General features: G+C 68.2%; 20 protein-coding genes. 12 read left to right on the top strand and 8 right to left on the bottom strand.

What is annotated here, in order from left to right:
* Positions 1–134 precede the first annotated feature (134 nt).
* Together ACK4SE_RS00660 and ACK4SE_RS00655 are read left to right on the top strand one after the other, a co-directional pair.
* Positions 135–497, top strand: coding sequence for a hypothetical protein (locus ACK4SE_RS00660; protein WP_409687255.1), 363 nt, complete (start codon positions 135–137; stop codon positions 495–497).
* Between the two features lie 217 nt (positions 498–714).
* The gene (locus ACK4SE_RS00655) at positions 715–1,089 is read left to right on the top strand and encodes a hypothetical protein (protein WP_409687252.1); all 375 of its coding nucleotides are present in this window, start codon (positions 715–717) and stop codon (positions 1,087–1,089) included.
* 56 nt (positions 1,090–1,145) lie between these two features.
* On the opposite strand, the gene ACK4SE_RS00650 is transcribed toward ACK4SE_RS00655, so the two are convergent.
* The 3 genes from ACK4SE_RS00650 to ACK4SE_RS00640 all read right to left on the bottom strand — a co-directional run bounded on the left by ACK4SE_RS00650 (position 1,146) and on the right by ACK4SE_RS00640 (position 3,049).
* Entirely contained in the window at positions 1,146–1,718 is a 573-nt protein-coding gene (locus ACK4SE_RS00650) for a nucleotidyltransferase family protein (RefSeq protein WP_409687249.1), read from the bottom strand.
* Positions 1,715–2,497: a bifunctional hydroxymethylpyrimidine kinase/phosphomethylpyrimidine kinase gene (gene thiD, locus ACK4SE_RS00645; protein WP_409687247.1), complete on the bottom strand. Its 783-nt coding sequence runs from the start codon at positions 2,495–2,497 to the stop codon at positions 1,715–1,717. Before thiD ends, ACK4SE_RS00650 begins: the two co-directional genes overlap by 4 nt.
* A gap of 213 nt (positions 2,498–2,710) precedes the next feature.
* Positions 2,711–3,049 (bottom strand): DMT family transporter, encoded by a 339-nt coding sequence (locus ACK4SE_RS00640; protein ID WP_409687244.1) that lies wholly within the window; start codon positions 3,047–3,049, stop codon positions 2,711–2,713.
* Between the two features lie 82 nt (positions 3,050–3,131).
* Here ACK4SE_RS00640 and ACK4SE_RS00635 point away from each other — a divergent pair, with 82 nt between their 5' ends.
* The 4 genes from ACK4SE_RS00635 to ACK4SE_RS00620 all read left to right on the top strand — a co-directional run bounded on the left by ACK4SE_RS00635 (position 3,132) and on the right by ACK4SE_RS00620 (position 4,956).
* Positions 3,132–3,443 (top strand): ArsR/SmtB family transcription factor, encoded by a 312-nt coding sequence (locus ACK4SE_RS00635; RefSeq protein WP_409687241.1) that lies wholly within the window; start codon positions 3,132–3,134, stop codon positions 3,441–3,443.
* Complete coding sequence (locus ACK4SE_RS00630) at positions 3,440–3,979, top strand: SRPBCC domain-containing protein (RefSeq protein ID WP_409687238.1); 540 nt, start codon at positions 3,440–3,442, stop codon at positions 3,977–3,979. Before ACK4SE_RS00635 ends, ACK4SE_RS00630 begins: the two co-directional genes overlap by 4 nt.
* Before the next feature lie 70 nt (positions 3,980–4,049).
* Positions 4,050–4,481, top strand: coding sequence for an SRPBCC domain-containing protein (locus tag ACK4SE_RS00625; RefSeq protein WP_409687235.1), 432 nt, complete (start codon positions 4,050–4,052; stop codon positions 4,479–4,481).
* A gap of 13 nt (positions 4,482–4,494) precedes the next feature.
* On the top strand, positions 4,495–4,956 hold the full coding sequence (locus ACK4SE_RS00620; protein ID WP_409687232.1) for a DUF1579 domain-containing protein: 462 nt from the start codon (positions 4,495–4,497) through the stop codon (positions 4,954–4,956).
* A gap of 424 nt (positions 4,957–5,380) precedes the next feature.
* Here ACK4SE_RS00620 and ACK4SE_RS00615 read toward each other — a convergent pair whose 3' ends face one another.
* Positions 5,381–6,622, bottom strand: a complete 1,242-nt coding sequence (locus ACK4SE_RS00615; protein ID WP_409687229.1) for a class I SAM-dependent RNA methyltransferase — start codon at positions 6,620–6,622, stop codon at positions 5,381–5,383.
* 154 nt (positions 6,623–6,776) lie between these two features.
* On the opposite strand from ACK4SE_RS00615, the gene ACK4SE_RS00610 reads away from it, so the two are divergent.
* The 3 genes from ACK4SE_RS00610 to ACK4SE_RS00600 all read left to right on the top strand — a co-directional run bounded on the left by ACK4SE_RS00610 (position 6,777) and on the right by ACK4SE_RS00600 (position 10,103).
* Positions 6,777–7,415: a hypothetical protein gene (locus tag ACK4SE_RS00610; RefSeq protein ID WP_409687226.1), complete on the top strand. Its 639-nt coding sequence runs from the start codon at positions 6,777–6,779 to the stop codon at positions 7,413–7,415.
* 219 nt (positions 7,416–7,634) lie between these two features.
* Positions 7,635–9,467, top strand: a complete 1,833-nt coding sequence (gene typA / locus ACK4SE_RS00605; RefSeq protein WP_409687223.1) for a translational GTPase TypA — start codon at positions 7,635–7,637, stop codon at positions 9,465–9,467.
* Positions 9,468–9,611: 144 nt separating this feature from the next.
* A complete protein-coding gene (locus ACK4SE_RS00600; RefSeq protein WP_409687220.1) occupies positions 9,612–10,103 on the top strand; it encodes a hypothetical protein in 492 nt (163 codons plus the stop codon).
* A 76-nt stretch (positions 10,104–10,179) separates the two neighbouring features.
* Here the strand turns inward: ACK4SE_RS00600 and ACK4SE_RS00595 are convergent, their stop codons facing one another.
* Positions 10,180–10,428 (bottom strand): GlsB/YeaQ/YmgE family stress response membrane protein, encoded by a 249-nt coding sequence (locus tag ACK4SE_RS00595; protein ID WP_409687218.1) that lies wholly within the window; start codon positions 10,426–10,428, stop codon positions 10,180–10,182.
* Positions 10,429–10,623: 195 nt separating this feature from the next.
* Between ACK4SE_RS00595 and ACK4SE_RS00590 the strand changes: the two genes are divergently transcribed.
* Together ACK4SE_RS00590 and hisN are read left to right on the top strand one after the other, a co-directional pair.
* Entirely contained in the window at positions 10,624–11,010 is a 387-nt protein-coding gene (locus tag ACK4SE_RS00590) for a helix-turn-helix domain-containing protein (protein ID WP_409687215.1), read from the top strand.
* A 50-nt stretch (positions 11,011–11,060) separates the two neighbouring features.
* Positions 11,061–11,849: a histidinol-phosphatase gene (hisN, locus tag ACK4SE_RS00585; RefSeq protein WP_409687212.1), complete on the top strand. Its 789-nt coding sequence runs from the start codon at positions 11,061–11,063 to the stop codon at positions 11,847–11,849.
* Here hisN and ACK4SE_RS00580 read toward each other — a convergent pair.
* From ACK4SE_RS00580 to ACK4SE_RS00570, 3 genes are all read right to left on the bottom strand, one after another.
* On the bottom strand, positions 11,846–12,883 hold the full coding sequence (locus ACK4SE_RS00580) for an alpha/beta fold hydrolase (RefSeq protein ID WP_409687208.1): 1,038 nt from the start codon (positions 12,881–12,883) through the stop codon (positions 11,846–11,848). The genes hisN and ACK4SE_RS00580 overlap by 4 nt on opposite strands.
* A complete protein-coding gene (locus tag ACK4SE_RS00575; protein WP_409687205.1) occupies positions 12,880–13,803 on the bottom strand; it encodes a class I SAM-dependent methyltransferase in 924 nt (307 codons plus the stop codon). Before ACK4SE_RS00575 ends, ACK4SE_RS00580 begins: the two co-directional genes overlap by 4 nt.
* 115 nt (positions 13,804–13,918) lie before the next feature.
* Positions 13,919–14,794 carry a class I SAM-dependent methyltransferase gene (locus ACK4SE_RS00570; protein ID WP_409687202.1) on the bottom strand — a complete coding sequence of 292 codons (876 nt, stop codon included), beginning with the start codon at positions 14,792–14,794 and terminating at the stop codon, positions 13,919–13,921.
* A 258-nt stretch (positions 14,795–15,052) separates the two neighbouring features.
* Between ACK4SE_RS00570 and ACK4SE_RS00565 the strand changes: the two genes are divergently transcribed.
* The gene (locus ACK4SE_RS00565; RefSeq protein WP_409687199.1) at positions 15,053–15,514 is read left to right on the top strand and encodes an Hsp20 family protein; all 462 of its coding nucleotides are present in this window, start codon (positions 15,053–15,055) and stop codon (positions 15,512–15,514) included.
* Positions 15,515–15,536 lie beyond the last annotated feature (22 nt).

Raw genomic sequence — 15,536 nt, 5'->3', positions numbered from 1 at the left:
TTCGCGCCGGTTCAGGAAGGTGAATGCCGACTGAACCGCGTCGTTCAGGTCAGGCTCAGGCGGCGCGTGGTCTTCTGTGATCCTCATCACCGCCCCGATGACCGGGTCGGCCGAACCGAAGCGAGGACAGCACCATGATGAAGAAGATACTTTTGCCCGTCATGGCCGTCGCGGCGATTTCCGTCGCGGTTCCGGCCGCCGCCCAGAATTACGGCCCGCCCCGCGGCGGTCCCGCCTATGGCCAGCAGCACGCCGGCCCGCCCATGGCCGTGCGGGTGCGCCATCTGGATCGCAACATCGAGTTCGCCCACCGCGCCCGTGTCATGAGCACCGGCAAGGCCCGCGACTTCCGGCGCGGCATCGCGCGTCTGGTGGAACTCGAGCGCCAATACGGCCCGCGCATGACCCTCCGCGAGCGTCATGACCTGGAGCGTCGCTATCAGGATCTCGACCGTTCCATCGACCGCTATGTGCAGCGCGCGCGCTACCGCCGCTGATCAATCTCTCTCCCGCCAGAGCAGGGCGCGGTCCGAAAGGGCCGCGCCCTTTTTATTGCCCGCGCTCGCTGAAGCGGACGCGGCTGAACAGGGGGTTCGGCCAGATGAACGCCAACTGAAACGCCCCGTTCAGGCTCCGATCAGGGGCGGTGCGCTTCACTGATCCCGTCGTCGCCGCCCTGCCCCCCGGGGCGACCGCAATCGAAGGATCGAAGCCATGAACAAGACCCTCGCCGCTTCCCTGATGGCCGCCGCCGCCGTGTCCGTCGCCGTCCCCGCCGCCGCCCAGAACCACGGCCCGGCCCGTGGCGGACCCGCCGCCCACGCCCCGGCCTGGCAATCCATCGCCCAGCGCAAGGCGACCCTGGACCGCCGCATCGACCGCGCCGCCCAGAACCGGGCCATCAGCCCGCGAGAGGCCAACAGCCTGCGCGCCGAACTGAACGCCATCGTCCGGCTGGAAACTCAGTATCGCCGTGGCGGCCTGACCCGCTGGGAGATGCGCGATCTGGACCAGCGCTATGACCGGCTGTCCGCCCGGGTGCAGGCCGAACGCGCCGACAACAACCGCCGCCCCGGCGGCCGCTGGTAGGCAACCTCTCTCCCGTGCGTGCGGCGCGGTCCGAAAGGGCCGCGCCGTTTCGCATGTCAGGCCTCGATCACGCGTATCTCCGGCCAGCGCGCGCGGGCGTTTTCAACAGCCCTCGCCCACCCCTTGGCTTTCGGCCGGACCGGGTTCGGCCGCAGCACCATGTCGAACACATCCTCCAGCCCGAACGGCGCCGCCACGCTGACCGCCCCGTCCGCCTCCAGCCGCACCCCCACCGCGAAAGCCGGCGCCACAAAGCGCCCCAGCGCCTCGTCCGTGCCGGTCAGGGCCTCATAGGGCTCGCCGAACTTGCCCTCGAACCACAGATGCACCCGCGCCTGATTGCGCACCTCCACCATCTCCCGCAGCGGCGGCTCGAACGCCCCGGCGACCTGACGGATCACCGCGTCCTCGGCGTCCCACGAGATGTTGGGATCGAAATAGCCCAGATCGTAGTCCTTGATGCCGTATCCCGCCGCCCGGCCCGTCACCGCGTTCCAGACGCTCTGATAGACCGCGCCCGAAAAGATCCGCCAGTCGTTCAGGCTCAGCCCGCGCACCGTGGTCATCACCTGCATCAGGCCGGGATCGGCCCGCACGATGGCCTTCAGCCGATCCTCCAGATCGCTCATCGCAGCGGCCAGCCGTGGTCCAGCGGCCCGTGGCCCCGGCCCAGCCCCGGCGCTTGCCGGATGGCCTCGGCCACATAGGCCCAGGCCTCGGCTGCCGCCTGTTCCAGCGGCAAGCCCTTGGCGATCCCCGCCGCGCACGCGCTGGCCAGGGTGCAGCCGGTGCCGTGAGTATGCCGCGTCTCGATGCGCGGGCCCTCCAGCAAGGTCTCGCCCCCAGGCGTCATCAGCAGGTCCACCACCGTCTCGCCCGGCACATGGCCGCCCTTCATCAGCACGGCGCCCGCGCCCAGCCTCAGCAGCGCCTCGCCCGCCCGCCGCTGGCCGTCCAGATCAGCCACCGTCAGCCCGGTCAGGGCCTCGGCCTCCGGCGCATTGGGGGTCAGCAGGGCCGCGCGGGGAACCATCAGCTCGCGCACCGCCGCCACCGCGTCCTCGGCCAGCAGGGGCGAGCCGCCCTTGGCGATCATCACCGGGTCCACCACCGTCGGCGCGCCCGCCCGGTCCAGAATCTCGGCCACGCAACGCACCACCTCAACCGAGCCCAGCATGCCGGTCTTGATCGCATCGGTCCCGATGTCGTCCAGCACTGCGTCTGCCTGGGCCGCGATCACCTCCAGCGGCACGGGATGCACCCCGTGGACGCCCAGGGTGTTCTGAACGGTCAGGGCCGTGATCGCCGTGGCCGCGAACCCGCCCATCATGGTCACCGCCTTGATGTCGCCCTGCACCCCGGCCCCGCCGCCGGAGTCGGACCCGGCAATGATGAGAACGCGGCCCATTTTTAGGGCGCTACCGCTCGCGACGCGGTCGCTCGCTGCTTGAGCGCGTCTGGAGTCAGTCACCACCATGGCCCCCTCTTTCCGTCACCCTCCGGCTTGACCGGAGGGTCCAGAGACTCCGGCAGGAGCGAGGACCAGCGGGACGTTCGGTGAATCTGGATTCCCCGGTCAAGCCGGGGAATGACGGCGGAAAAGCCTGGGCGCCCAGTCGCATCATTGCACCCCCGAAAACAGCTTCAGACCCACGATGCCGCTGACGATCATCAGGATGCACAGAATCCTCAGCGTGGTGGACGGCTCGCCATAGACCAGGATGCCGATCCCCGCCGCGCCTACCGCCCCGATGCCGGTCCAGATCGCATAGGCCGTGCCGATGGGCAGCTTCTGGGTCGCCAGCCACAGGAACCAGAAGCTGGCGATCATGGTCACGCCCACCACCAGCGAGGTCACCGGCCGCGACGGCCCGACGAATTTGAAGCCCGAGGCCCAGGCGACCTCGAGCAGGCCCGCGATCAGCAGGGAAACCCAGGGATTGAGGGGAGGAAGCGTCATGCCAGCCACATGGGACAAGCCGCCCCGGGGGGCAAGCGCCCATCATATTGACATATAGCTATATAGCTGTTTGTTTATATTCATGCATCAGGCTCTTCAGGCGCTCGGCGAACCCAATCGACTGGCCATCATGGCCATGCTGGCGGACGGCGAACGTCCCGCCGGCGACTTCGTGGACGCCCTGCCCATCAGCCAGCCGACCGTGTCCCGGCACCTGTCCGTGCTGCGCGAGGCCGGCCTCGTCACCGTGCGCAAGGACGCCAACCGGCGGCTGTACAGCCTGAACCCCGCGCCCCTGGCCGACATCGACGCCTGGCTGGAGCCCTATCGCCGCTTCTGGGCCAATCGCCTCGATGCGCTGGAGACCTATCTGGACAAGGAGTTTCCCCAATGACCGACACGCTTGTCCGCCTGGATGCCGATCAGGGCCGCTGGCGCGAGATCGAGGGCGGCTGGGAGTTGCGCTTCGAGCGCCGCCTGCGCCACAGCCCCGAGCGCGTCTGGGCCGCCCTGACCACGCCCGGGGGCCTGAAATGCTGGCTGGCCGAGGCGAACATCGAGGGCCGCGACGGCGGCCGCATGGACCTGCGCTTCACCCAGCCCGCCACTGCGGACTTCCCCGATACCGAGGCCTGCCGCACACAATACAATGAAGTGCTGGTGTGGCGGCCCGTCACCCGGTTCGACCATACCTTCGGCGACCCTGAGTCCGTGGTCAGCTGGCGGCTCGAACCCGACGGCGACGGCACTTGCCTGACCCTGATCCACCGCGTGCCCCGGAGCTGGGAGTGCGACCTGTCCCGCACCCTGTCCGGCTGGCACCACCACATGGAGGGCCTGGAGGACGCCGTCCAGGGCGTGGCCCACCTCTGGTCCTGGGCCCGTTGGACCGCCCTGCGCGCGGCCTACGCCGCAGAGGTCGCCCGGTGACCGGCTTGGCCGCCTCCGCAGGCATGCTGATCCGTCGCCCGGATGCGCGTATTGCGGCCTGGGGCCGCTGATGAACGAGCCGGTCGAAATACGCGTGGAAAAGCGGTTTCGCCATTCGCCGGAGCGAGTGTTCGACGCCTTCATGAACCCTGAAACCGTTGGTCTGTGGCTTTTCGCCACCAGAGGCGGCGTCATGGAGCGGACCGACTATGAGCCGCGCGAAGGGGGGCGTTTCGCCATCTTCGAGCAGCGGGGCGATGCCTTGGCCCGACATTGGGGCGAGTTCATCGAGATCGACCCCCCGCACCGCGTCGTCTTTATGTTCTGGGTGGATGAAGCACAGGATGACCGCACCCGCGTCACCGTGACCTTCGCCCCGGCCGGAGATGGATGCGACCTCACCCTGACACATGAATTGCAGCCCCGCTGGGCCCGGTACGCCGGGCGGACCACCGAGGGCTGGACCATGATCCTGGACAGCCTGTCCAAGGTGATCGGATGAAGGAGAGACGCTCATGACCGATGTGAAGCCTGCCGCCGAGCATGGCTGGCTGACCCGCCTCGTCGGCGACTGGACCTATGAATCCGGCGAGGGCGAGACCCGCGCCGAAGGGACGGAGACGGTCCGGATGCTGGGCGATCTCTGGGCCGTGGCCGAGGGCGAGGGCACGATGGTCGGCGGTCGCTACCTGTGCGTCATCGGCTTCAATCCCGCCACGGGCCGGTTCGTGGGCCAGTGGACCGGCGACATGATGGCCCATCCTTGGGTCTATGACGGTGAACTGTCCATCGACGGGCGCAGCCTGCACCTGACGAGCGAAGGCCCCGCCTTCGACGGGTCGGACCGCCTGCAGGCCTATCGCGACACCTACGAGATCATCAGCGACGACGAACGCCTCCAGCGCGGCGCCTGGCAGGACGAGACCGGCCAGTGGGTCGACATGTACGTCGCCACCTACCGCCGCAAGGGAACATAATCCCGCATTTTCGGCGTCCATTCCCTTGCCCGACAAGGCCTCGACGTCTCGCGAAGGCCCGTTTTCACCGCCCTGCTTCGCGCGCGCCTATAATGGCGTGATGAGCACACGCATCACCCCCCGCCGCCCCCCGCAGACGGAGAAAGTTGGACTACAGTTAGACTCTTTTTCGCCTCGAGAGTCTCACTTCCCCACATCGTCATTCCCGGCCTTGTGCCGGGAATCCATAATCACGGAACGCGCCAAGGGCGCTCGCCCGTCGGGCGTATGGATCGCCGGGACAAGCCCGGCGATGACGGAATTATTTGAATAAAACCAACAGAACTGCCCAAGTCAGCCCCTCTACGCCCCAAAGGAGATTTCAGACAATTCGGACAATTCGGACACTGTTTTTTCGCTCAGTGTCTGAAACCGCCGACTCCGCTCAGCGCCGGAAAACGCCCACCAGCTCCACATGGGTCGACCACAGGAACTGGTCGATGGGGGTGACCCGCTCCAGCACGAACCCGGCATCGATCAGCACCCGGGCGTCGCGGGCGAAGGTCGTGGGGTTGCAGGACACACCCACCACCACCGATACGGACTTGGTCCCGGCGAACTGCTGCACCTGCTCCAGCGCCCCGGCCCGGGGCGGGTCGAAGACGATGGCCTCGATCCCCTTCAGGTCGTGGGGCGACAGGGGGCGGCGGAACAGGTCGCGGGCCTGGGCGTCGATGCCCTTCAGTCCCTGCGCCGTCCCGGCCCCCGCCTTCAGGCCCGCGATGGCCCCGGCCGAGGCGTCCGCCGCCAGCACCGGCGCCACCTCGGCCAGGGGGAAGGTGAAGGTGCCGGCGCCGCAGAACAGGTCCGCGATCCGCCTGGCGCCGCGCACCGCCGCCACGGCCCGCTCCACCATGGCCGCCTCGGCCACGGGCGAAGCCTGCATGAACGAGGCGGGCGGCAGGGGCACGGTCGCGCGGCCGAACCGCACCGTGGGCTGGCGCATCATCACCAGCACCTCGCCGTCCATGCTCAGTCGCGCCATGTCGGCCATCCGCGCCGCGCGCACGCCCTGCTGGGCCACGTCGGCGGAGCGGCCGCTGCGCTCTACCCCGGTGATGTCCACGTCCAGGCCGGAATCGGTCACGGTCACATGCAGGGTCGGCGCCGACTTGGCCCCGCCCAGAAACGGCGCCGCCACCGCCGCCAGACCCGGCAGGGCGGCGTTGATGCGCGGGTCCGACAGGGGACAGTGCGCCAGGGGGACCACCCGCCACGACCGGCGCCCCTTGAAGCCCAGCACCACCTGCCCGTCCTCGTCGCGCCGCGCGTGCAGGGCGATGCGGCGACGCACCCCCGGCGGGGTGGCGACGGTCGCCTCGACCTCGGTCTCGATGCCTTCCCGCTCCAGGGTCTCGGCCACCAGATCCCGCTTCCACGCCAGATAGGGGGCGCCGGCCCAGTGCTGGAGCGGCGCGACCCCGCACTCGGCGTAGGTCTCCGACTGGATAGGAACCCGGTCGGCGCTGGCCTCGATGATCTCGATGCCCTCGGCCCGGCCGTCCCTGACCACCGCGCGCACCACCTCGCCGGGCAGGGTTCCGGGCACGAAGACGCCGCCGCCGGGGGTATCGGCGATCCCGTCGCCCTGGTGGCCCACGCGGGCGATGGTCAATTGTTCGGACATGGCGACCCCATAGCCCGTCCTGCGCCCAAACCGAAACATGAACGAAGATGAACGGCCCGCTCAAAACCCGTTCAGGTTCGCTCCGCCATAACGGACGTCGACAAGGGGGTGCTGATCCTTTCAGCGCCGAACCCAAGGAACGGAGCCGAAAACGATGAACGCCCTCCTGAAGAACTCCGCCATCGCGGTCGCCGCCATCGCCGCCTGTGCGACCGCCCTGCCCGCCTCGGCCCAGACCTACGGCCAGCCTTACGGCCAGAGCTACGGCTATCAGGCCCAGAGCGGCTACGGCTACAACCAGGGCTACGAGACCAATCAGCCCTACTACGACCAGTGCGTCCGCGATCAGCGCCAGCGTCAGGTCGCGGGCGGTGTGGTCGGAGCCCTCGTCGGCCTCGCCGCCGGTCGCGGCGTCGCCAGCCGCCGGGTCCGCAGCGAAGGCGGCGCCATGGGCGCGGTGCTCGGCGCCGCCGTCGGCGCCGGTGTCGGCGGCTCCACCGCCGCCTGCCAGCCCGGTCAGGCGCAGCCCTATGGCCAGCCCTACGGCGCCCAGGCCGGCTACGGCTACGACAACAACCGCTACGATGATCGCTACGGCCAGCAGTACGGCTACGACCGTGGCTACGACAATCAGGATCGCGGCTACGGCTACAGCCAGCCGGTCCGCAACTATGACAACACCGACCAGTGCCGCCTGGTCGAAAGCAACATCCGTCTCCCCGACGGCCGCGTGGAAAACCGCTATGTCCGCGCCTGCCCCGATGGAAACGGCCGCTATCGCGTCGTCGATTAAGTTTCAGCCCCCCTGTCGAATCGACGACGTGTAGGAAGCCGCCGGTGGAGCAATCCGCCGGCGGTTTTTCTCTGTCCGCCTTTGCAGCTACCGGCGGCTCCCGCTGGCCTTTTGCCCGCGCGTCCTATATGGAGCCCCCGCCTCCCCGATCCGCAAATCCAGCGGCCCGAACGGACCGAGCCGGTCCGCGCGCCCGCCTTACACGTCTGAATCAACGCCATGAACCTTCGTAACGTCGCCATCATCGCCCACGTCGACCACGGCAAGACCACCCTTGTGGACCAGCTGCTGGCCCAGTCCGGCGTCTTCCGAGCCAATGAGGCGACCACCGAACGCGCCATGGACTCCAACGATCAGGAGCGCGAGCGGGGCATCACCATCCTGGCCAAGGCCACCTCGGTGCTGTGGAACGGCAAGGCGGGCGAGACCCGCATCAACATCATCGACACCCCCGGCCACGCCGACTTCGGCGGCGAGGTCGAGCGGATTCTCGGCATGGTGGACGGCTGCGTCCTGCTGGTGGACGCCGAGGAAGGGGTCATGCCCCAGACCAAGTTCGTGCTGACCAAGGCCCTGAAGATGGGCCTCAAGCCCATTCTCTGCATTAACAAGGTCGACCGCGCTCACGCCGACCCGGACCGGGTGCACCTGGAGACCATCGACCTGTTCTCCGCCATCGGCGCCAGCGAGGAACAGCTGGACTTCCCCCATATCTACGCCTCGGGCCGCAACGGCTGGGCGACGCTGGACCTGAACCAGCCTTCGGAAACCCTTGCCCCGCTTTTCGACCTCATCGTCGAGCATGTGCCGCCGGCGCCGGTCGCCCTGAACGTCGACAAGCCTTTCCAGATGCTGAACGTGCTGATCGAGTCCGATCCCTTCCTGGGTCGGCTGCTGACCGGCCGTATCGAGAGCGGCAAGGCCGTCGCCGGCATGGCCATCAAGGCCCTGGACCGGGACGGCAAGCAGATCGAACAGGGCCGGATCACAAAGGTTCTGGCTTTCCGGGGCCTGAAGCGTCAGCCCGTGGAAGAGGGCGCCGAGGCCGGTGACATCGTCGCCATCGCCGGCATGTCCAAGGCCACCGTGGCCGATACCCTCTGCGCGCTGGAAGTCACCGAGGCCCTGCCCGCCCAGCCCATCGATCCGCCGACCATTTCCATGACCGTGGCCGTCAACGACAGCCCCCTGGCCGGCCGCGAGGGCGACAAGGTGCAGAGCCGGGTCATCCGCGACCGCCTGCTCAAGGAAGCCGAGTCCAACGTCGCCATCCGCGTCACCCCGACTCCGGGCGCCGACGCCTATGAAGTCGCCGGCCGCGGCGAACTGCAGCTGGGCGTTCTGATCGAGAATATGCGCCGCGAAGGCTTCGAGCTCTCCATCTCCCGCCCCCGCGTGGTCTACCAGACCGGCGAGAACGGCGAGCGCCTGGAGCCCATCGAGGACGTGGTCATCGACGTGGACGACGAATACTCTGGCGTGGTCATCGAAAAGCTGTCGGCTCGCAAGGCCGAACTGAAGGACATGGGCCCCTCCGGCGCCGGCAAGACCCGCATCCAGCTGATGTGCCCGTCGCGCTCGCTGATCGGCTATCAGGGCGAGTTTCTCACCGACACCCGCGGTTCCGGCGTGCTGAACCGGGTGTTCAGCCACTATGAAGCCTACAAGGGCGCCATCGAGGGCCGCCTGAAGGGCGTGCTGGTGTCAAACTCCGACGGCGAGACGGCGGCCTTCGCCCTGTGGAACCTGGAAGATCGCGGCGTCATGTTCGTGGGCGCTGGCGAAAAGACCTATCAAGGCATGATCATCGGCGAGAACAGCCGGTCTGACGACCTGGACGTGAACCCCATCAAGGGCAAGCAGCTGACCAACGTGCGCGCCTCGGGCAAGGATGAGGCCGTTCGCCTGACTCCGCCTCGCCGCCCGTCACTGGAGCAGGCCATCGCCTATATCGAGAGCGACGAGCTGGTCGAGGTCACGCCCAAGTCCATTCGCCTGCGCAAGCAGGTCCTGAATCCCTCGTTCCGCAAGAAGCGCGTTCGCGAGGACTGATCCGGACGCCTCGTCCCATATCGATCAGGAATCGGTCGATTGGGGCAGGCTCGGGGTCATTTCTGGGCGGCTGAAACAAAACGAAATCTGCTGTGTTCACTTTTATGCGAGCGCCTCCCGGCTCGCGAAACAGGAGATTTCATCATGATCCGCAAGACCGCTCTTCTGACTGGCGTTGCCGGCGCCCTGATGTTCGCCGCCCCCGCTTTCGCCCAGGAAGTTCCCACCGAAGATCCGATGGCCCAGGCGCCGATCGAGCAACCGGCTGCCGAAGCCAGCGGCACGGTCGAGCCGGGCGCTGAAGTCCGCGCGGCTGATGGCGCGTCGCTGGGCATCCTTGAAGGCGCCGGCGTGGACGCCTCGGGCCAGCAGACCCTGCAGATCCGCACCGCTGACGGCCAACTGCGCGAAGCGCCCATCGACGGCGCCGGCCTGGACAACGGAGCCGTGGTTCTGGCCTGGACCGAAGCCGAGTTCGAAGCCGCCCCCGCCGTGACAGACTCCACCTCGAACGTGGCCGGTTCCGAAGCCGCTCTGGAAGGCGAAGCCGAGTTCACCGACGAAGCCAAGCCTGAGACCGAAGCGCTCCCGCAGCCCACGCCCGAGACCATGGAAACGGTCGAACCCGAGGCCTGAGTCGCAAGCTGACTCACGACGCATAAGGAAAGGGCGGCTCTTTCGAGCCGCCCTTTCTGCTGTCTGAACGTTCGTTCTAGCGGCGCTTCACAAGGCCGAGAATGAACAGCAGGATGATCGCGCCAATCGTGGCGACGATGGTCGAGCCGATCCAGCCGCCCCAGGCGAAGCCCAGAGCATTGGCGACGAAGCCGCCGATCACGGCGCCGATGACGCCCACGATCAGATTCGTGATCAGGCCGTGGTTACGGCCCATGATCTGCTCCGCCAGCCAACCGGCGATGATGCCGATGATGATCCAGGCGATCCAACTCATTCCACCCATGTCGATTTCCTTCCGTTGTAAACGATGGTCGGCCCTCTAATGCGCCGACGCGGTCAAGGTTGCCTGATTGCGGCCATATTGCACCCCCGAACGGTGAATCCTCTCTCGCCACGCGAAAGCGGCATGGCGCTTGCCGCAAGACCCGCGAGCTGTGCCGTAGTGGAACAGCGGTCGCCAAACGAGAAGGGGCTCAGGATGGCCACCGAAATCGACCTTCATCTGGGACGCCGGTTGCGTCGCCGTCGCCGTCTGCTGGGCCTGACCCAGCAACAGCTGGCCGTCCAGGTCGGCATTCGTTTCCAGCAGATCCAGAAGTACGAATGCGGCGCCAACCGGATTTCCGCCGCCCGCCTTTGGCAGCTTGCCGAAGCGCTGGAGACGCCCGTCAGCTATTTCTATGACGGCCTGTCCGAGGCCCTCGAGCGGAAGGAAGCCGGCGGAGCGGGCCCCGGCAACGGTGAGATGTTCTCCCGCAAGGAGACCATCGACCTGATCCAGGCCTATTACCAACTGGGCGAGCGCCCCCGTCGTCGCTTGCTGGACTTGGCCAAGTCCCTGCACGGCACGCCGGAACCGGCCTGAGTCCCATAAGATCGTGACGCGTCGGCGGGCGCACTGTATGCCCGCCGGTCATGACCCCTTATGAAGCCTTCGCCGTCGACTTGGCGCGCGCCGCCGCCGCCGTGACCCTGCCCCTGTTCCGCACCGACTGCGAAGAGGAGGACAAGGGCCAGCCCGGCGCGTTCGATCCCGTGACCCGGGCGGACCGGGACGCCGAAGCCGCAATGCGGTGCCTGATCGCGGGACGGTTTCCCGATCATGGCGTCATCGGCGAGGAATATGGCGAAGACCGCCCTGACGCCGAGTACGTCTGGATGCTTGACCCCGTGGACGGCACGCGCGCCTTTGTCGCCGGTCTCCCGCTCTGGACCACCCTGATCGCGCTGCGCCACGAGGGGCGCCCCGTGACCGGCGTCATCGCCCAGCCTGTCATGGACGAGATTTTCCTGGGCGGCCCTTCAGGCGCCGTGCTGCTGAAGGGCGATGACGCGCCCTCCCCGCTCAGGGTTCGCGCCTGTCCCCGCCTGAACGATGCGGTCATCGCCACTACCGATCCGGACATCTTCACCGGCGCGGAACTGGGCGCCTGGACCCAGGTCCGCGCCGCCGCCCGGCTGGCCCGGCTCGGCTGCGACGCCTACGCCTACGCCATGATCGCCGCCGGCCGCATCGACCTGGTAGCTGAGACCAGCCTGAAGCCCTGGGACTGGTCCGCCCTGGTTCCGGTGGTGGAGGCCGCGGGCGGCAAGGTGGTCAACTGGCGAGGCCAGGCGCCGGACGATAGAGGTCAGGTGCTGGCCGTCGGCGATGAGGCCCTGATCGATCAGGCTCTGGTGACCCTCAAGCGCGCGGCGCTCTAGGCGGGCGCAAGAGCCTCGCCCGCAGGCGCTCGCGCCCCGCGAGGCGCCAGATAGTCGGCCATGGCGTCGAATTCCCGCAGGAAGGCGGCGCGTCGGTCATCCGTCTCCATGATGACTTCGTGCAGCGCGCCCTCGACCTCCACATAGCGGCCCCGGCCAAGGCGCTTGGCGGCCCAGCGGTTGGTTTGTTTCCACACCACGTCGTCTTCACCCGCCTGGACAATGGACACCGGGATCGAGACCCGCTTGAGCGCCTTGGGCTTCAGCGCCCGCTCGCCCACGTCGAAGGCCACCGCCAGCCATCCCCATGTGGGCCCGCCCAGCGCCAGGTGCGGACAGGCGTACAGCTGCTGACGCCACAGGTCGTATCGGCTCTCGTCCGACGTCAGGGCGTCGGTCTCGAAGGTGTGGTCGAAAGGATCGTCCGGATTGTCCAGCACATAGTCGCCGGCCTTGCCGTGGCGCAGGTTCCACTTCACGGCCATCCTGGCCGACCACATGGATCGTTTGCCCGTGCGAATGCGCAGCATGGGGCTGGACAGCAGCGCGCCGGACAGCCGGCTCTCCCCCGCCTCAAGGGTCAGAAGATTCAGCGCACCGCCCATGGAATGGCCGATGGCGATCCAGGGCTTCGGCAGACGCGCCTCGAAGGTGTCCAGCAGGCGGGCGTAATCGTCGAGGAACTCCTCCACCGCACGGGCGTGCCCCCGCAGGCGGTCGGGCAACAGCCGCGCTGAAAGGCCCTGGCCGCGCCAGTCGTGGGCCAGCACGCAAAAGCCCCGCGCCAGAAGATTGCCGATCAGCTCGAAATACTTCTCGATCGGCTCGGTGCGGCCGGGACTGAGGATGACGGTGCCGCGCGGCGCGTCCTCCATGGACGGAGAGGGCGTCCACAGGGCCGCGCGCAGGCGCAGCCCCCCCGCCCCCCGATACCACTCGCCGACACCGCCCGGCGGTGACGACGCGCCCGGGACCCCCATCAGGGGAGCGTTGGCGGCGAAGGCCGCAGCGCGATTGATGGCGGATCCGCTCATTCAGGCTTCCGGAACTTCAGGGTCATGCGGTCGCTCTCGCCGATGGCGTCATAGCGGCTGCGGTCGAACTCGGGATCGGCGGGCTCACCCGGTGGAGCGGTCACGCTGTTGGGCGGCAGGGTGTCCACGCCGAAGGGGTGGTCCTTGGTGTCCTCGGGATTGGCGTTGATCTCGCTGGAGGCCACGAAGATGAAGCCCGCCTCGGCCGCCAACTGCTTGACGAACGCTTCCTGCACATAGCCCGACGCCGCGGCCGGATCCTGATCGGCGCCCGAGGCGCCGCGATGTTGTTCGACGCCGAGCACGCCCCCGGGCCTGAGCGCCGCATAGGCGTCGGCGAACGCCTTTTCCGCGATCCCCGCCGCCATCCAGGCATGCAGGCTTCTCAGGAACAGGACGATGTCGATGGTTCCGGTCGGGGCCAGCGGCCCGCTGGTCGGGCCAAAGGCCGATATCTCCACGTCTCCGTACAGTCGGCGGTCACTGGCGAAGCGTCCCTCGAACCGGGCCATGACCTGACGCTGGGCCGGGTCGGCGTCAGGGCCGATTTCGAAGCCCGCAGCATACAGCTTGCCGCCGCCCCGGTTCAGGTAGGGCGCCAGAATTTCCGTGTACCAGCCCACCCCGGGCCACATCTCGACCACGTGCATGTCGGGCCGAATGCCGAAAAAGGTCAGGGTCTCGACGGGATGGCGCCATTGATCGCGCCCCTGATCCTGGACCCTCCAGGCACCGGCGACCGCCCATTCCAGGCTGCCCTCCGGGGCCGTTGGAGGACCTTCCGGCTCGCCGGCCGGAGGCTCAGGCTCGTCAGACCGCCCGCAGGCCGAGACCAGCGCCAGCCCGGCCACGGCCGCGCCGCCCGCCAGAAGCCGCCGACGCGAGGCGCACACCGCCCGATTCCAGGACCGATCAGCCATAAATCCCATATGCCGCCCGACTCACGTTTAGAGGCCGCCCGCCACGACCACCGCTTCGGACTTAAAGCGGTTCACCATACCCGTCAAAGCGCGCCGCGACGCATCCGCCTTATGCTCATTCGGGCTTACGGAAGCGCAGGGTCATCCGGTCGCTCTCGCCGATGGCGTCGAAGGCGGCGCGTTCTGCTTCGGTGAGCGTGCGGCCGTCCTGCTCGACGCGCCGCACCGGCGGCAGGGTCCAGACGCCGAAGGGATGGTCCCGATCGTCGGCGGCGTTGGCGTTCAGTTCGCTGCGGGCGTCCAGTTCGAAGCCGGCCGCCTGGGCCGCGCGAATGACGTAGCTTTCCGGCACGTAGCCGGTGGGGGCGGTGTCCGCGACGTTGAGACCCTCCACGGCCCGGTGCTGCTCGACGGCCAGCACGCCGCCCGGCTTCAGCGCGCGGAAGAACTCGGCCATGTAGCGCTCGGTGAGATCGTTGCGGGCCCAGTTATGGAAGGCGCGGGCCACCAGGATCAGGTCCGCTGATCCGTCCTCGACGCCCAGGCCCGAGGCGGGGCCGAAATTGACCGCGCGGGCGGCTCCGCCGAAGGCGGCCAGTTCCTGTTCCAGCCCGGCGCGGGCTTCGCGGGCGCGGTCCGAGACAGTGGGCGCCTCCAGATCGACCCAGGCGGCCACGTACTCGCCGCCTGTGCGCTGGGCGTATGGGGCCAGGATTTCCGTCCACCAGCCAGCGCCGCCCGGTTCGATTTCCACCACCGTAAGGCCGGGGCGCAGGCCCCAGAAGGTCAGGGACTCATAGGGACGCCGCTGCACATCGCGCGCGACGTTGGCGGGCGCGCGGGTGTCCGAAGCGATGATCTCCGCCAGCACGGCGTCCTCGGCGTGAACCGGGGCGGACGCGGAGCCGCGGGCGGGCGCGTCGGGTGTCTGGGCCAGCGCGACGGGCGCGGTCAGGGCGAGAAGGGCGGCGGCGAGGGTCAGGCGGCGCATAGGGGGTCTCCCGGTCAATGGACGGCGTCTCCGTTGCGCGCACCCTAAAGGCCCCTCGCCCTTGGGCAAGCGGCGTCTGACGAATTCGCACAGAACCCTCTTGCGGGGGATTTCGGCCCTCCTATTTCAGTCTCCGAGAGCGCCGGTTCGCCGGGCTTTCACGGTCGCTGCGGGGCCCATCAGGGACCGCCAGAGGCCGACACCGTCCGTCCCCGGAAACGGGGCGGTTCAACCTTGCTGTGCATCAGGAGGATTGTAATGCGCACCATCGACTTCACCCCCCTCTACCGTTCCGCCGTGGGCTTCGACCGCATGGCCAACCTGCTGGAAAGCGCCGCGCGCACCGGCGAGCCGGGCGGCTGGCCGCCCTACAACATCGAGACCACGGGCGAGAACGCCTACCGGATCGAGATCGCGGTGGCAGGCTTCAAGCCCGACGAACTGAACATCGAGGTCAAGGAGAACCTGCTCACCGTCACCGGCCGCCGCACGGCCAATGACGAGAGCGAACGCACCTTCCTGCATCGCGGCCTGGCCGAGCGCGACTTCGAGCGCCGCTTCCAGCTGGCCGACTATGTGGTGGTGACCGAAGCGGGCCTCAACAATGGCCTTCTGACTATCGACCTGAAGCGCGAACTGCCCGAGGCGCTCAAGCCCCGGCGGATCGAGATCAACGCCGGCCCGGCCCTGATCGAGGGCAAGGGCAAGAAGGCGGCGTAACGCCTGAGCCGATTGTAAAACC

This window comes from Brevundimonas sp. (assembly GCF_046293315.1).
In the GTDB taxonomy this organism is placed as follows: Bacteria; Pseudomonadota; Alphaproteobacteria; order Caulobacterales; family Caulobacteraceae; genus Brevundimonas.
The sequence above is the reverse complement of the archived record's forward strand: the minus strand, read 5'-3'. Positions and strand labels throughout refer to the sequence as shown.